Genomic DNA, 13,650 nt, shown 5'->3' on the forward strand with positions numbered 1-13,650 from the left:
ATACGACCTCGGCGATGAATACGCGCATATAACAACTAATGCGAGCCCGTTCATGGCTGGCCTACCGATCGATTTCTTCTTTACGGACCGCGTCACCCAGGTCCGGGACGCCTCGACGGGGAGGGTCCTATACTCACGTCGCTGAAAGATTCACACCGGGCATGGCGGGCAGTGCAAAACGCTGTCGCGCAGGTGCCCGGCAGGGGATCCTTTACCGGACGCCGTTTGATGGACTTCTGAACGTCAGAACCATGAAGCGGAACGTGAGGCGCGAGAGCTTGGTGGCCGGCGGGTAGACTTCCTGATGGCAACGCGGGAGTGCCCGCCACATGCGAGAGGGCACGCCACAATGGGCAAAGAGCAGCAGCCACAGACCGGTCATTCCGATTCGACGGTGCAAGACGACACTCAGACATTGCCAGCTGATGGGACGGCCGCCCTTGTCCCTGACGGTGCGACAAGGTTTAGGCGCTATTGTCTAGGATTCTTTTACCTCATGTCGGGATCGGCCCTTGCTTGGATTACGATCATGAACACGGTAGCGGTGAATGGGAAGTTTCTGGATTATCAGGCCGCTGGCACACCCGTACCGGCTGGTTGGATTGCCACAGTTGTTGCTGTGATCGTGGGCTTCGCCGTGGTGTCCCTCGCCGGCCTCTTTGTGGGAATCTGGAATCTACTTTCTTTGAAAACCATGATCCCGTCCCCACTGATCGCAGGGATTTTCTTCTCTGCAGCGTCCGTCGTGATGTTGATGCTGTTTTTTGATGACTCATCCAAGTTTGCTTGGGCCTTCATACACGCTCTTGTCATTTTTATGACGATTAGAACGCTACGGCAAGAAGGCTTGCGCTCCCTCAGAACCGTCCGACGACACAAATACCCCGAAAAAGCCCGGTAGAGCATCCTTCACCGGACACCAGTTCCGTCGGCTGCCTACTTCACCTGTTGTGCTCGGCCAGTCTCATAATGAAGGAAGCCATCGCGTTCCAGTGCGAACAATCTGTCGGCGACTTCCTGCGCCTGGGGCTCGCCGCAAGATATGGCGAAGAACCGCGGAGAGATGAAATCGAGGAGGCAACCTTGCTCGGCAAGTTCAGAGGCCAGGGGCTGCCACGCGTTGGGGTCATCCGATTTCAGCAGGACTCTGAATGTGAAGTTGCGAGCGTCGCGCTCCACTCCGGTGACAACAAGGGCATTCTCCGCCGATCGCATCACATTCACGCCGTCGCCAAAGTTGACGTCATAGAGATAAGCGGGGACTGCCAGGACAGTCGCTGTGCCGTCCTTTTCCAAGCGACCGCGAAGACCCTCCCACATCTGCTCCGTGTCAGGTTCAGGGGGCACCGCGAACCATATGGTCTCTTGCGCTTCCTGAGCTTCTGAAAGGGGCTGGAGTGAACCATCGCGCCAGTGTGCCACGATGCTGGGATGTTGCCGGTAGTCAGTCACCAGCTGAGACTACCCAACGAACGCATCCATGAGAGCGCTCCGGCGGGCATGCATTCCCTGTGTCCGATGAGGGATCCCTTACCGAACCTGTCCGAGTGGTGGCGAGAGCGTAAAGGTACCGCCTCGATAAGTGGTCCTCAGCGACCACAATCTTGTGCAGGCCGTCGTTCCCCTAGGAACAGAATGACTCAGAGGATCGGACGGTAGTAGCCGTCGACGAACGCCGACTCAGAGTGAAGTAAATCGAGCAAGCTTTTCGAGTAGTCAGTGCTTGTTTCGATTTGGTCGACCAGGCCGGCAAGGAGCGTTAGTGCTGCGGCGGGGGTCTTGGGTGCGAGTTATTGTCTCTTTTATTGGAGCGCGATCGCAGGAAGTATGACGTGACCGTCAAAACGTCGGTTCCATAGCCTCCCATGATGCGCGGCGATGTTCCTCAGGAAAGTGATGTTCTGAACAGCCTGGAGCAGCTTCGGCTCGTCTTCAAGTTGTAGCGACCTAGTGACGGGTACGAGGACGCTCTTGTCGCGCAGCGCCCTTAAGGACCGGGAAAAGTCCCGAGCGAGACCACTTCGATGGCTGCCCAGAACGGAACGGGGTCTCCCTTGTTGATGTGGTGCCTGATGAAGATCTCGTCGCGTGCCTGAATCTTTCGAAAACTCCCCAGAACCTTGTCGCGGTTGCTGACCTCCGCATGCCAGCGCTTTCGCCCATTCACGTCACTATATCCACGGTATGTGGGCTGTCCCGCTGCCCTCCGTTCACTGCTCACAGACTTGACTTGCAAAGTGTGAGCATGTTCTCAATACTGTTGGCTCGGCATAGAGCCGACGCGTTTCCGCAGCTCAGGCGGCGGAGCGTATTAGTTTGGGGGTATTTTGAAGCATCAATTCTCGCGGTCGGTTATCGCCGGCCTGATGACAGTCGCAGCGCTGGCTGCTGGAATCAATGCGGCCACGGCAGCGCCAGCATCACAGCAGGCTCCAGCGGTTCAAGACACAGGACTTCGCGTTATCGACAAAGCGAAGGTCGCCCAGGATTCCACAACTATCCGAACAGGACCTGTAGGCGCGGAGGACTTCTCCGTTGTGGTTCCTGGGACGATCGTTGCTCCCCAAGGAGCAGACCTGAAGCATGTTCCTTCGGGCCTCTTCAAGGGTGAAGGTGATCCTCTCCTGAAGACTGCATTGCCGGAGTCGTCGATCACCAGCTACGCGACGGAACGGGGAACGCAGTCCCTGATTTCCATCGCAGGCGAGCAAGCCCCGAAGGAGTACCGGTTCGCGCTGGACCTTCCTGAAGGTTTCTCCACAACACCCAGCGCTGACGGAAGTATTTCCATCACCACCGCGACAGGAGAGACCCTGGGGCACGTCGAAAAGCCCTGGGCATACGACGCCACCGGTGCAGCCGTTCCGACCAAGTTCTCGGTCGAGGGCTCAACTCTGGTGCAAACCGTTGAGCACACATCCTCGACGGCTTACCCGGTCGTGGCCGATCCGAGCATTCAGTGGGTTCCCTGGCCGGTACTGGCAGTTAGCGGTATCGAAATCAAGATGTTCTCCTCGATCGCGGTTGCCATCGGAGCCGGCGGCGCGTGGGCCGGTTGTACGTTCAGCAAGGTCTCGGGGGTTGCCGCCAAGATCGTGAGCCAAATCTGCACCGTTGTGGGCGTAGGCGGAGTCGCGGGAGTGGTCAACTACGTGAGCAACACCTATTCGAACTCCAGCGTCCAGCCGCTAGGCTGCTACGGAGTGTACATAACCAATCCGGGGTGGGGCCTCCGCTCGATGCCTGCCCGGGACTGCGGCTTCTGATGAAACTCACCACTGAAAGGATGCAATGACATGAAGTGGTACCGATACGTACACAGTGTCTTGTTCGTCGCTTCCTTCATCCCGCTCGTGCTCTCCCTCTGGCCTTTCTGGCAAGGCATCATGCTGCCCTTGATCGTGCTGATTCCCTTCACGATCAATGAAATCGTGATCGACCGCCGCGAGAAAAGGACGCAGGAAAGCCGCACTGCCCAGACCGTCCGGGAGTCCACCCTGGCTCACGCCTATCGCGACTAGCCAGCGGGAAGGTTACTGAACCAACGAATGGCCGGCGCCGGTACACCCGGAGCCGGCCATTTCGTGTCCGTCACGCGGGCCCCGGGCTGTGTTCGATACCGAAGCCATAGCCCAAGCGCAGATTGTTTACCCTCCGTGCTTGATCGTGCACCGGAATCCGGCTGTCGGCGTAGATACACCATGTCCATGCCATGTACGCCAGATCGTCCAGCCGGAGACCAGGTTTGGCGGAGTCCCAATCAATGAGGCCAATGGGCATCCCGTCACGGAAAATAGTGTTGAAAGGGCCTGGATCTCCGTGGATGACGCATTCACCCCCGGCGGCAAGTGGATGTCCAGCCGTGGCGTCGTGAAGCTGGCGCAACATTTGACCGCCCGTGACGTAGGAATCCTCGCTGCGCTGGTTCGGATGCTCCGTGGTGGAGCCGACAAAATACGTGAACACATCCCGGCCCTTGTCATCGCGACCTAGGTATGCGGGCGGGAACGGAATACCCAAGCCCTCCAATTCAGCAAGTAAAGTCGCTGCGAAGTCGGAATTAGGGCCGCGCGACCGGTGGACCGTGCCGCCCACTCTGACAACTTCGTCCGTCCAGTTCCCACCGGCCAGCGCTTCTTCCTCGTCCATCCGATCATCCTCGCACGGCTGCACCTGACCAATAGTGGGTCGAACCCCTGAGTGCGCCCGTTCAGGGATAGCCATCCGTACCTTTAATACAGCGTGCCCCTGAGTCCGGGCAGCAGTTGTTGGAGGCGATTCTGCGCCGCCAGTCCGAAATGATCTCCCTGTCGAGGCACGTGCTTAGCAGCGCGGGCAAGCCCGAGGCGTTCTACCATCACCAGCGCGACGCCATTCAATGGGCTGCCGATTGCCAGCAGGTCATTCTCGAAAACATCGACACTTTCAGGACCGCGCTGTCATTCGTCCGTTTGAAGCCACGTATGCGAGACCAGCGCTTCACTATCTCCAAATACCACGCCAGGGTCCTCTGAGTACGTCAGGCTAACGACTGTCCCACTTAGGGATCCCTGCACGGACGGCAGCGTCCGGTGATCCACCGGCTATCGGGGCCGGTTCGAAGCCGGACCTTGACGGGACGTGCTCATCCTCATCGCCTGGTCCATCTTGCTTTTTCGCCGCACGTTTTTGTCCAGGTTCAGGCCGAACCAATACTCAGTCGCCACCGCCACCGCCACCTCCGTCAGCACCACCACCGCCACCGCCGCCGCCATCGCCATCAGTGCCGCCACGTTCGTCAGAAGACGCGGACGCACCCCCTACGGTCACACCTGAGTCACCGTGGCCTCCGCCGGTCCGGGCGGACGCAGAACCCCTGGAGGCCCGCCGGCGGCGCTGCGAGATGACGCCTGAAACGAATAACACCGCGGCCAGCGCTGCCACCCCGACGAAAAAAGCCAGCATCTTCATTTCGCCTTCGCCCATATCAGAATCCGTTCGTAAAGTTCAGCGGGAGGAACAACCCCACGATCCAAGACTTGCACATGGCCCCTTTCCCAACACTCCGGCAATGACTTCCACACGCCCGCCAATGTCCACTACGGTCACGCCAAGGAACCCTCGGCGATCCCTCACCGGTAGGGTGGATGCGACCTCCCCCGCCACTGCGGAATTGCCGATAAATGGCGCGTTCTTTGATCGCTTCATGTCGCATCAAGTGGAGGCCATCTGTCTTGTCGGCTACTTTTGAGACGCGGAAGTTTAGCCAACCGAGTTGATGGTGCCTTGGCCGGGATGGTCTCCCGTCTGAGGCCGCCGTTCCTCCCGCCACTTGTCTTAGGGCATTGACCACGCCGTTAGGCTCAGGGCATGAGTTGGCTTATGAAGCAGCCATTCAAGGGCCAATCCTTGTTCATGGCTGTTATTGCTTTATTGTTGCTGGCAAGCACAGTATTCGCTGTTGTGGTCGAGGGCCGTCGGCCAACAGTTTTTTATTGGGTCACAGTCGTCATTGATGTAGCGCTCTTAGGTTTGAGTATCTGGTTGTACCGTCGAGCGGGAAAAACAACGGACACAGGACATTAGCGTGCCGTGCCGACGTCGAGAAGAAGGCTGGGCCCCGCCGCCGAAACCGCAAAATACGCTGGCGGGGTTCCGAACCGTCCTTTACCGGCCCGCAATGCGTTAGAGGATCCCTAACCGGACATCTGGAATGCTTACCGGCTCCACATAACCGTCACCTTTTGGCCTGCGAGGTGGGTGGTTCTTCACGTGCGAAGAGTGCGTCACGGTCCTTGCCACGCCCTGGGGTGAATGCCAGTTCTACGGCAGTGAACACAATGTCGAATTCTCCATGTGGCCAAGTGATAAGACTGTGAACGAAGGAGCCGTCTTGGAGCGCCAGTTCGTCTCGGAGCATTTCGAAGGCAGTGCCGGCCTGGCCGAAGCCCGGCTCGAGAACATTCAGCGTGGCACCCTCGTAGCGGGCGTGAAACCATTCATAGCCAACCTGCAGATCACCAATCAGTGCCCGGAGTTCAACCAAGTCCGGTGTGACCTGACGCAGCGAGTCGATGATGCCATCGTGCACGTTGACGTCAATTAGGCGCTCAGCGCCAGAGTGAAGCAACGGCCGGATCGACTGGCGGGATTCCCACCACGATCTCCCCCTCTCAACATTTTCTTCTTCTGAGAGATCTCCTGTGAACGTCTCCCGGGTTAACCATCGCATCGGCATTCCACAAGCCTATTGCCCCTCCTGCCGTCCGCCACTTGGGTAGGAGCGCAAGCAAACCGATCTAAGCCCTTGGCTGATCGGTTATCGGACGTACAGGCGTCCGTTCAGGGACGGATCAACGGACGCGAGCCATCATTTTCGAAGGCTCGGTTAGCTCGGTGAAGCCGTATTGGGCGTAAAGACCGTGTGCATCGGCCGTTGAAAGCAGAATGCGTTTCAGATCTAGAGGTTCCAGATCCGCGATTACGCCAGCGGCTAGCATCTTGCCGATGCCTTGACCGCGGGCTTCGGTTGCGACGAAAACGTCGCAGAGCCACGCGAACGTAACACCATCAGTCACGACGCGACCGTAAGCCACCTGCTCTCCAGACCCGATGTCGTACACCCCGTAGTTCCGAGAGGCGTCCATCGCTGCATCCTGTTTCTCACGAGCCCGATCTTGTGCCCAATAGGACTGCTCGCTGAGCCACTGGTGCACGCGGGCACGGTCAACTCTTTCCGTTTCGGCGGAGAAGAAATAACGCTCAATCATGACAACACCCTAGGGGAACGGGGCAAGCTCGAAACAACGGACAGCATGCCAATGTCCGTCCCGTTGAGGGATCCTTCACCGGACGCTCTGGTGCTCTCCGCTGAGAGCCTGGGCGTTAGGTCAGCAGCAGCCTGAGGGCAACGGCCACCTCATCGGCGGGCCCACAAAGCTCGGGCGTGGACAGCTGGAAGAGTGCATCCGCCAAGAAATCGCGATCTTGAGAATTCAGGGCAATATCTTCGCGGCCCTGCAGCTCCTCCGCCCATGCGCAAAGATCATCTGCCCTGATCTTCCCGGCGCAGAACTCGTCAAGAGCATGGCCGACATCCTGAGCAAAAACAGTGGCCAATTCCTCCTGAGAGGACCATTCAAACGGCAACAATCGAGCCGACGACTCGCCTAATGGACGACGCAACTGTATGAGGTCATAGAGCGCTTCTCGCCTTTGATCCTGCGACACCACGGAGGTTCCTCCTTCAGTCCATCAATCGCGGAAACTAATCCCAACTGACTGGAAGTCTGTCACTTTACCCAGCGTCCGCTTAGGGATCCTTGACCGGACGCATTATTGCGAAGCGCCATCAGTGCATGGGTCATTGCTAGGTTTCCGCCTAGCGAATGATCTGTTCAAGATATGCCACATGGGAGAGGAAGGCTTTTCGGCCCGTCTCCGTCAGCGAGGCCCAGCCGTGTGGGCGGGTGTTGACCGTGCGAGAGGACAGTTGTATGTAGCCGGCTTCCTCTAGCCGTTTGAGGTGTTTGCTGAGAACTGAGGGGCTTATGTCCAGGCTGTCACGTAGGAGTTGGTATTCGGTGTCGCCGAGCCGGTGCAGGAGGCTGCAGATACGCAGGCGGTATGGGCTGTGAATTACGTCGTCCGAGGCCGGCAGCGGAGATTCATGGGCAGGCATTACCTGTTCTCGCGGATCGAATTGGCGAGTGCATTCTCCATTCGGGCGCTTGACCAAAGGCATGCGGCCCCTGCGAGGACAGATTTCTGATACGGAAAGTCAAGAACCGATGATCGGGTTGAGTTGATTTCAGCGTCCCGAAAGCCGGTCGTCCACCAGGCCCGCCAGCGCCCGCATGGGGATCCCATTGCCAGCTACCCAATGCGCAAAATTGCGCTGGTAAAACGCCGCCCTTTACTGCTGAAAGTCACAGCCGATCCCTAACCGGGTGCTTGAAGCGCCCCATAGACCCCGGCTTACGTCGGGTTCTAGGGCCCCGAGAAGGGATCGGCTTCCTCTGCCGGGATACCGTGAAGGCGACGTCCTCCCGTGGTTCGCTTTACCCCTACCCCGCGAAAGAAGCCTGATGAAAACGGACACTGAAGTACTGGCAGCCGACTTTATGCGATTTGCGTCCCTGCTAAGACACATGAACCTCTCTGTCGTGGCGCTCAAATACGAATCCCTTGCCAGAGCGCTTCAGACCGAACCATCGGCAGAGTCTGTGGAGGAAGTTCGGCTGTGGCTCCGCTCGTCACTGAAGGGCGGCAGCGGAAGCCTCAGTGACCGGTACGTGCAGAAGGACGGAGCAGTGGATGAAGTCCTCAACGCCGAGTACGAAGAACTTCTCCAGAAGTTCACGGATTTCGTCAATGCTGAGCCGGAATCGAAGGCGAGCGCGGCTGCTGCCATGTTCGCCAATGGAGGCACTTACTTCCGTCTGATCGAAACTCCCGTCCGCAATAGATGGTTCTCCAGCAAAGGAACCTTCACTTACGAAGTAGCGACTGCGCCGGGAGTCACACGGCTGGTGACTTTGGATCAACTCGGTCAAGCTGTCGGTTATGGGCCGCAGAACTCCCGGAAGGACTGGCAGGAGTGCCGGATGGTTGCAGACCGCCTTTTCAGGGAGGGACGCAGGGACCATTGGGTTCACTACTCCAGCTCCTATGTCGTTCCGGACGATGCACTACGAAAAGATTGGTAGGGATATGTTCGCGAAGGGGAGCGTCTACCTGATGCAGATGGCAATGGAGGTGTCTCGGTGAACGATCGTTTATCGGGCGTTAGGACTCATTGGACATCGCGATGAGACGTTCAATATCATCCGCCAGCTCTGGGACCGGCCGACGAGCATCGAGTTCGAGGGTCGCCCCGTTCCGAAGCAGTGGTTCGACGTCGAGAATGTTTTGGCGGATCGCGGACTGGTCTGCCTCTGAGTTGCCGTAGGGATTGTTCTTACGAATCGAGACGCGCTCGATGAGGACATCTACGGGTGCGCTCAGGAGAACAACAGCGGCGAAACGATCATAGAAGCATCCTTGATTCTCGACAGTCCCTGAGACAACCAGGGAAGAATCAGACGCCAGAAGTGCCGACATGCGCGGTTCATCCCATGTGCCGTCAGGAAGCACCCAGGAGTCATAGTCGGTGTCGATCGTTCGGTAGCCTCTCCGGGACAACTCGCGCAGCACCGTTGTCTTTCCCACCCCTGACATGCCGGTGATCAGAACTTGAGACATGCGAGTCAGCGTATACGGTGTGCCAGAGTGTCCGGTAGCCGTTCCCTGAACGGACAATCTCCGTTGGCCTCCGGTAGCCGATCGGCATGGGCATATAGATCAGTCGCCTGGTGAGTCCGACTGAGAGCCCCGAGCAGACCCCGGCCCGCCCGATACACGATCCTTGGTGGAACGCCAGCAAGTCTGTGCGTCACATGACGGTGAGTCGCCGTGGACTCCTACCCCCTTAGGCAGAAATACGTCATCCCGAGTACGCCTCGGTAGCCCTCTTCATATGCAGCGTGCTGTTCCTCATGTTGCCGACGGACCTGCTCTGCGGCGGGATGCTCGGCATCATGTGCTTCTAGCCAACGGGTAAACCTGTCGCGATACCCGGCCTCGAAGACGTCCCACTCCTGAACGCTTGCCTGGTCGTCGTCCACCACCTCGAAACCAGCGGCGCGGATCTGCTCGCGCAACGCATCTTGTGTCAGGTACTCGTCATCACGCCCAGCCAGAGGGGCGGTGGCAGCCGGATGAGGTGTTGCTGACCAGATCGCCTCGCCGTAGACGAGTCGGCCGCCGGGAAGCACCAGGGCTCGAAGGGCTCGCAGGGCTGCGGCGTAGTCAAGCGGCTGCGCGTCCTCTACCGGCGGCCCCCAGATCTGGCTCGCGCCGATGCAGATGACAGTGTCTGCGGGGCGAACCTGGGCTTCCAGCCCAGGCATCGAATCAAACGTCGCTCTGTCGAGCAGCCCACGAGTCAATGCTTGTCGCCTCGCTCGGTCGATGAACGCGGAAGCACTGTCCACTCCGCGTCCCCGTGCCTGCGGGGCCGACGTCAAAACCCGAAGTAGTAGTTCACCCCACCCGCACCCCATGTCCAGAATCTCAGTCGGCGCCGGGTCTGACAGGAACGCCACAAGGTGTGCCGCACGTTCCTCGGAAAGCGGGGTAAGCCAGGTCAGGGACTCGTAGAGGGGCGGCAGTTCAAGCGAAGTACTGTCGGTCACTCAATGATGTTCTCATGCTTCACAGAAGCGGCTGAGCGGCACCCTTCCAGATGGAAACGAAGCATGTTCTCAAAAGATTTTGGAGCCGTTGTAAGTATTCGTTCCTACCCGGAAACAACATGTGTGAGCGGGCTGATCTGCCCGGCTCGACTAAGGGGGAAGGAACCCAGCCATGAAGTACCACCGATCCGACTACGCGAAGTACGCCATTCTCACATCGCTTGCACTTGCACTTGCTCTCACCGCGTGCTCGTCGGCGCCACCCGTGGCAGGGACATCAACCACGGCTACAGTTTCAGAGGAAATCCCGACCCTCACGCCGCTATCTCCTGCTCCCATTGAAGAGGAGGGGCTTCCCTCCCCTGCCACCAGCGCCCTCACGCCGGCTGAAGAGTCCCTGCCCAATGCTCCGACATCTGCGGCAGAGACCCCGATTATTGGAACTTCCCCATGGCCAACACCGGTCTCAGTGCCGGCAGCACCCCTTATTCCTGTCGAGCCCACGCTCCCCTCGTCTCAGGTGACCACCCCACCGACAGTCACTGTAGAGGCGCCGATTACTCCCGTTGTCCCCTCAACCCCGCACGTCTCGCCCGACTACGGGAACGGCACGTTTACCTTCCCGGACGGCCACATCTCCTTCGATGTGCCCGCCGGCTGGACTGTACAGGTGGAGCAGGCACCGTATAACGAAGAAGCAAATCATCCCGGTGGAAAGGAGAACTCACTGGCTGCCAATATCTTTGACGAAACCGGTGACAAACTTGCTCACATCACCAGCGGAGGCACCGGCGGTCTGGTCGCCGGGCCGGTCAACCGCACCATCCTCGACTCACAGGAACTCAGTGCATTCGACAGTCGTAACGGTGCCTCGCACTTCGCTTTCATAAGGGATGACTATGCCGACTTCCCTGAACTTCCGGTCCGCTACTACATGGGGGTTGTGGCTGATTACTTCATGACAGAAGGCCCTGATAGCGCCTCCGTGAACAGCTTCATGATCATGCCGAACGGGGCAGCAACCGCGGTTGCCGAGATCGACGCGTCCATGACGCCTGAAACCGCTGCAGCGTGGATGAAAACTGATCAATACGTCAAGCTTCGGGCACTGCTGACCAGTCTCCGCTACGCCGCCTAACCACCAAACGCTCCAGATACCCGGCAAGCCCACCAGGAGGCTTGCCGGGTATCTCTCTTTAAGTTTTCAGCAGTTATGTAAGAAACAGCCGTCTCCGGGAAACTAAGTGTTTGAATCATCAAGCGCTAGCCCGGGGGAAAGAAATAAAGATGTTGGCTACTAGAGAGCAGGAACTGAGTGCTCTTCATGCTGAACACTTCAGCCGCATCTACCAATACATCGCGTATCGGATCAACGACCGGGAACGGGCTGAGGAGCTGGCTAATGATGTGTTCCGGATCGTTTGGGAAAAAATGCCTGCCGAACCGCCGGGCATCGGGTGGCTGATAGCCACAGCCCGGAACGTGCTGGGCAACGAATACAAAGGCCGGCGACGGCGCGAACAGCTTATGGAGCGCCTCGCCGAAGAAGCCCGCATTAGGGCATCCGAAAGCGAGGATGACCAACAGGTCAACGTTGCCGACATTCTCTCCAAGCTGAAGGACAAGGACCGCGAGATCCTGATGCTCTCCTACTGGGACGACCTCACTACAGCCCAATTGGCCGAGAGCCTGGGGTGTTCCCCATCGGCTGCAGCCGTCAGGCTTCACCGGGCCCGCAAGGCCTTCGCGAAAGCCGCACCGACATACCTCATGACAGAACGGGAAGTCTAACCATGGACCGCATCGAACAACTCATGAAAAACTCAAAACCCCATGTCCCCGAACCAGGCACCACCCCGGGTGTCCTGACGGGACGGTCCCATGTCTTCTCCGACGATCCCAACGTCGTGTCTCTCGCCGAGCACAAGCGTCGGCGATCGGGGTGGTTAGGCACCGCAGGTGTGGTTCTCGCTGCGGCGGCCGTCGTCGGGGCAGTCGTTGTAGCAGGGAACCTGGCACCTCAGTCTGCGCCGGCACCTGCCACCACCGATACCCCCACTGTGACGGCTACGCCGACGGCCACGCCTTCGCCCTCGCCAACGGCAACCCCAATGCCAACGGCAATCCCGACGGCGGAGGCTACCCAAGTGCCGACGCCCACCATCCCGGCCGTGGCCACAACCGCGCCGGTAGCCCCGCCGATTCCCGCCCCCACCACTGTGCCGCCCACCATTGCAGCTCCTCCCGGCCCCGCCGCAGGTGCCTGCACCGTGGACAACATTGACATCCAACGTGCTGATCAAGTCAGGGCCATCAAACCCATCCCGACCAATGAACAGCAGTACTACACCGTCCTCGGCTGCGCCGAAGGCTGGCTCGCCTACTCCATCTCCGATGAAGGAATTAAGGCCATCGGTCTTGACGGCGGCAACGCCTGGTACGGCGTGGCCAGGCTGCAGGACAACGGCCGATACCTGAACGACCACGGACAGCTCTGGTCAAGCGTCTACAACTGGGAGTTCCAGACCTACGCGGTCCAAAACGGCCAGTACGCCACCGCGCAGGAAGGCATGGACAAAGAGTTCACCGACAAGGGCATCCCGGTCCGGCTGAGGGCTCAACTTGTTGGACCGGGACCCACCACCCCTGGCGGGACAACCCCCTAAAGCGCCTACCCATTCATGAACATCGAGGAGCCCAGTGCCAACTGACATTCCCTGGAGCCGCGGCGAGTGGACCAACCGGCCGGCCGCCGTCGTCGAGCAGGCAGGTGACCTTCTGGTGACTGCAGCCGAAAGCAGCGACGCTTGGCGCGTGACGTCCTACGGATTCATCCACGACACCGAGCACGCGCTGCTCGCGCCCTTTCCGCAGGACAGTGCCATGGAGGTTGAGTTCACTGCCGCGTTCTCCCAACAGTTCGACCAAGCAGGCATCTTCGTGCGCATCAGCGCCGAGCATTGGATCAAGGCCGGTGTGGAATTCGCCGACGGCGCCGCTCAAGTGGGCGCGGTGGTGACGGACCGCTTCTCGGACTGGTCCTTGGCGCCTGTCCCGGACTGGAACGGCGGGCGGGTCCGCATTCGGATCAGCCGCTCGGGCGACGCCCTAACCATCCGGGCTGGTTCGGGCAGCAACGACCTCCAATTGGTACGTGTTGTGCCGTTGGCACCTGACGTGGTCGCACTCGCCGGGCCGTTCACCTGCGCACCCACACGCGCAGGGCTGACAGTCCCTTTTCACTCCTGGCGGGCTACTCCCCCGGACAGCCAACTCCACTGATGCCAGCGAGGCTGAGGCGAACTTGCGGGCCCAACCGTTCATGAGATCATGGAGGTTCCGGCAGCCTGCCATTGACAGTGCTGCGACTCAGTTGGCTCCGTAACAAGCCTATGGGGGGCACATCACGGTGGAAGATACTGCAAGTCTTTGGCGT

20 protein-coding genes are annotated in these 13,650 nt (G+C 59.2%); 9 read left to right on the plus strand and 11 right to left on the minus strand.

Annotated features, from left to right (window positions below):
- Nucleotides 1-529 precede the first annotated feature (529 nt).
- Nucleotides 530-901 carry a hypothetical protein gene (locus AC6CH8_RS21870; protein WP_498192337.1) on the plus strand — a complete coding sequence of 124 codons (372 nt, stop codon included), beginning with the start codon at nucleotides 530-532 and terminating at the stop codon, nucleotides 899-901.
- A gap of 35 nt (nucleotides 902-936) precedes the next feature.
- On the opposite strand, the gene AC6CH8_RS21875 is transcribed toward AC6CH8_RS21870, so the two are convergent.
- The 3 genes from AC6CH8_RS21875 to AC6CH8_RS21885 all read right to left on the minus strand — a co-directional run bounded on the left by AC6CH8_RS21875 (nucleotide 937) and on the right by AC6CH8_RS21885 (nucleotide 2,167).
- A complete protein-coding gene (locus AC6CH8_RS21875; RefSeq protein ID WP_498192338.1) occupies nucleotides 937-1,452 on the minus strand; it encodes a DUF4265 domain-containing protein in 516 nt (171 codons plus the stop codon).
- 350 nt (nucleotides 1,453-1,802) lie between these two features.
- Nucleotides 1,803-2,036, minus strand: a complete 234-nt coding sequence (locus AC6CH8_RS21880; protein WP_498192370.1) for an Abi family protein — start codon at nucleotides 2,034-2,036, stop codon at nucleotides 1,803-1,805.
- Nucleotides 1,988-2,167 (minus strand): hypothetical protein, encoded by a 180-nt coding sequence (locus AC6CH8_RS21885; protein ID WP_498192339.1) that lies wholly within the window; start codon nucleotides 2,165-2,167, stop codon nucleotides 1,988-1,990. Before AC6CH8_RS21885 ends, AC6CH8_RS21880 begins: the two co-directional genes overlap by 49 nt.
- Nucleotides 2,168-2,366: 199 nt before the next feature.
- Here AC6CH8_RS21885 and AC6CH8_RS21890 point away from each other — a divergent pair, with 199 nt between their 5' ends.
- Nucleotides 2,367-3,266 carry a hypothetical protein gene (locus AC6CH8_RS21890; RefSeq protein ID WP_498192340.1) on the plus strand — a complete coding sequence of 300 codons (900 nt, stop codon included), beginning with the start codon at nucleotides 2,367-2,369 and terminating at the stop codon, nucleotides 3,264-3,266.
- 30 nt (nucleotides 3,267-3,296) lie between these two features.
- Complete coding sequence (locus AC6CH8_RS21895; protein WP_498192341.1) at nucleotides 3,297-3,521, plus strand: hypothetical protein; 225 nt, start codon at nucleotides 3,297-3,299, stop codon at nucleotides 3,519-3,521.
- 70 nt (nucleotides 3,522-3,591) lie between these two features.
- Here AC6CH8_RS21895 and AC6CH8_RS21900 read toward each other — a convergent pair whose 3' ends face one another.
- Nucleotides 3,592-4,149: an aminoglycoside phosphotransferase family protein gene (locus AC6CH8_RS21900; RefSeq protein WP_498192342.1), complete on the minus strand. Its 558-nt coding sequence runs from the start codon at nucleotides 4,147-4,149 to the stop codon at nucleotides 3,592-3,594.
- Nucleotides 4,150-4,298: 149 nt separating this feature from the next.
- On the opposite strand from AC6CH8_RS21900, the gene AC6CH8_RS21905 reads away from it, so the two are divergent.
- Entirely contained in the window at nucleotides 4,299-4,514 is a 216-nt protein-coding gene (locus AC6CH8_RS21905) for a hypothetical protein (protein ID WP_498192343.1), read from the plus strand.
- Between the two features lie 181 nt (nucleotides 4,515-4,695).
- On the opposite strand, the gene AC6CH8_RS21910 is transcribed toward AC6CH8_RS21905, so the two are convergent.
- The 5 genes from AC6CH8_RS21910 to AC6CH8_RS21930 form a co-directional block, all read right to left on the minus strand.
- Nucleotides 4,696-4,965 carry a hypothetical protein gene (locus AC6CH8_RS21910; protein WP_498192344.1) on the minus strand — a complete coding sequence of 90 codons (270 nt, stop codon included), beginning with the start codon at nucleotides 4,963-4,965 and terminating at the stop codon, nucleotides 4,696-4,698.
- A gap of 751 nt (nucleotides 4,966-5,716) precedes the next feature.
- Nucleotides 5,717-6,217: a hypothetical protein gene (locus AC6CH8_RS21915; protein ID WP_498192345.1), complete on the minus strand. Its 501-nt coding sequence runs from the start codon at nucleotides 6,215-6,217 to the stop codon at nucleotides 5,717-5,719.
- 115 nt (nucleotides 6,218-6,332) lie between these two features.
- Complete coding sequence (locus tag AC6CH8_RS21920; RefSeq protein WP_498192346.1) at nucleotides 6,333-6,749, minus strand: GNAT family N-acetyltransferase; 417 nt, start codon at nucleotides 6,747-6,749, stop codon at nucleotides 6,333-6,335.
- A 115-nt stretch (nucleotides 6,750-6,864) separates the two neighbouring features.
- Complete coding sequence (locus AC6CH8_RS21925) at nucleotides 6,865-7,212, minus strand: hypothetical protein (protein WP_498192347.1); 348 nt, start codon at nucleotides 7,210-7,212, stop codon at nucleotides 6,865-6,867.
- A gap of 148 nt (nucleotides 7,213-7,360) precedes the next feature.
- Nucleotides 7,361-7,660 (minus strand): transcriptional regulator, encoded by a 300-nt coding sequence (locus tag AC6CH8_RS21930; RefSeq protein WP_498192348.1) that lies wholly within the window; start codon nucleotides 7,658-7,660, stop codon nucleotides 7,361-7,363.
- A 406-nt stretch (nucleotides 7,661-8,066) separates the two neighbouring features.
- Here AC6CH8_RS21930 and AC6CH8_RS21935 point away from each other — a divergent pair, with 406 nt between their 5' ends.
- On the plus strand, nucleotides 8,067-8,687 hold the full coding sequence (locus tag AC6CH8_RS21935; RefSeq protein ID WP_498192349.1) for a hypothetical protein: 621 nt from the start codon (nucleotides 8,067-8,069) through the stop codon (nucleotides 8,685-8,687).
- Between the two features lie 79 nt (nucleotides 8,688-8,766).
- On the opposite strand, the gene AC6CH8_RS21940 is transcribed toward AC6CH8_RS21935, so the two are convergent.
- Nucleotides 8,767-9,222: an AAA family ATPase gene (locus AC6CH8_RS21940; RefSeq protein ID WP_498192350.1), complete on the minus strand. Its 456-nt coding sequence runs from the start codon at nucleotides 9,220-9,222 to the stop codon at nucleotides 8,767-8,769.
- A gap of 218 nt (nucleotides 9,223-9,440) precedes the next feature.
- Nucleotides 9,441-10,214: an SAM-dependent methyltransferase gene (locus AC6CH8_RS21945; RefSeq protein WP_498192351.1), complete on the minus strand. Its 774-nt coding sequence runs from the start codon at nucleotides 10,212-10,214 to the stop codon at nucleotides 9,441-9,443.
- Nucleotides 10,215-10,386: 172 nt separating this feature from the next.
- On the opposite strand from AC6CH8_RS21945, the gene AC6CH8_RS21950 reads away from it, so the two are divergent.
- The 4 genes from AC6CH8_RS21950 (at nucleotide 10,387) to AC6CH8_RS21965 (ending at nucleotide 13,496) form a co-directional block, all read left to right on the plus strand.
- Nucleotides 10,387-11,352: a hypothetical protein gene (locus AC6CH8_RS21950; protein ID WP_498192352.1), complete on the plus strand. Its 966-nt coding sequence runs from the start codon at nucleotides 10,387-10,389 to the stop codon at nucleotides 11,350-11,352.
- A gap of 149 nt (nucleotides 11,353-11,501) precedes the next feature.
- Nucleotides 11,502-12,005: an RNA polymerase sigma factor gene (locus AC6CH8_RS21955; RefSeq protein WP_091469470.1), complete on the plus strand. Its 504-nt coding sequence runs from the start codon at nucleotides 11,502-11,504 to the stop codon at nucleotides 12,003-12,005.
- Between the two features lie 2 nt (nucleotides 12,006-12,007).
- Entirely contained in the window at nucleotides 12,008-12,880 is an 873-nt protein-coding gene (locus AC6CH8_RS21960; protein ID WP_498192353.1) for a hypothetical protein, read from the plus strand.
- A gap of 34 nt (nucleotides 12,881-12,914) precedes the next feature.
- Nucleotides 12,915-13,496 carry a DUF1349 domain-containing protein gene (locus AC6CH8_RS21965; RefSeq protein WP_498192354.1) on the plus strand — a complete coding sequence of 194 codons (582 nt, stop codon included), beginning with the start codon at nucleotides 12,915-12,917 and terminating at the stop codon, nucleotides 13,494-13,496.
- The last annotated feature ends 154 nt before the right edge of the window (nucleotides 13,497-13,650 follow it).

It is taken from the genome of Paenarthrobacter sp. GQ52, from assembly GCF_059759005.1.

Coding starts and splice junctions, on each gene's coding strand:
- AC6CH8_RS21900 (WP_498192342.1), bottom strand. CDS start 4,149: ATGGACGAGGAAGAAGCGCTGGCCGGTGGGAACTGGACGGACGAAGTT.
- AC6CH8_RS21905 (WP_498192343.1), top strand. CDS start 4,299: ATGATCTCCCTGTCGAGGCACGTGCTTAGCAGCGCGGGCAAGCCCGAG.
- AC6CH8_RS21910 (WP_498192344.1), bottom strand. CDS start 4,965: ATGGGCGAAGGCGAAATGAAGATGCTGGCTTTTTTCGTCGGGGTGGCA.
- AC6CH8_RS21960 (WP_498192353.1), top strand. CDS start 12,008: ATGGACCGCATCGAACAACTCATGAAAAACTCAAAACCCCATGTCCCC.
- AC6CH8_RS21870 (WP_498192337.1), top strand. CDS start 530: ATGAACACGGTAGCGGTGAATGGGAAGTTTCTGGATTATCAGGCCGCT.
- AC6CH8_RS21940 (WP_498192350.1), bottom strand. CDS start 9,222: ATGTCTCAAGTTCTGATCACCGGCATGTCAGGGGTGGGAAAGACAACG.
- AC6CH8_RS21920 (WP_498192346.1), bottom strand. CDS start 6,749: ATGATTGAGCGTTATTTCTTCTCCGCCGAAACGGAAAGAGTTGACCGT.
- AC6CH8_RS21890 (WP_498192340.1), top strand. CDS start 2,367: ATGACAGTCGCAGCGCTGGCTGCTGGAATCAATGCGGCCACGGCAGCG.
- AC6CH8_RS21935 (WP_498192349.1), top strand. CDS start 8,067: ATGAAAACGGACACTGAAGTACTGGCAGCCGACTTTATGCGATTTGCG.
- AC6CH8_RS21930 (WP_498192348.1), bottom strand. CDS start 7,660: ATGCCTGCCCATGAATCTCCGCTGCCGGCCTCGGACGACGTAATTCAC.
- AC6CH8_RS21895 (WP_498192341.1), top strand. CDS start 3,297: ATGAAGTGGTACCGATACGTACACAGTGTCTTGTTCGTCGCTTCCTTC.
- AC6CH8_RS21950 (WP_498192352.1), top strand. CDS start 10,387: ATGAAGTACCACCGATCCGACTACGCGAAGTACGCCATTCTCACATCG.
- AC6CH8_RS21915 (WP_498192345.1), bottom strand. CDS start 6,217: ATGCCGATGCGATGGTTAACCCGGGAGACGTTCACAGGAGATCTCTCA.
- AC6CH8_RS21955 (WP_091469470.1), top strand. CDS start 11,502: ATGTTGGCTACTAGAGAGCAGGAACTGAGTGCTCTTCATGCTGAACAC.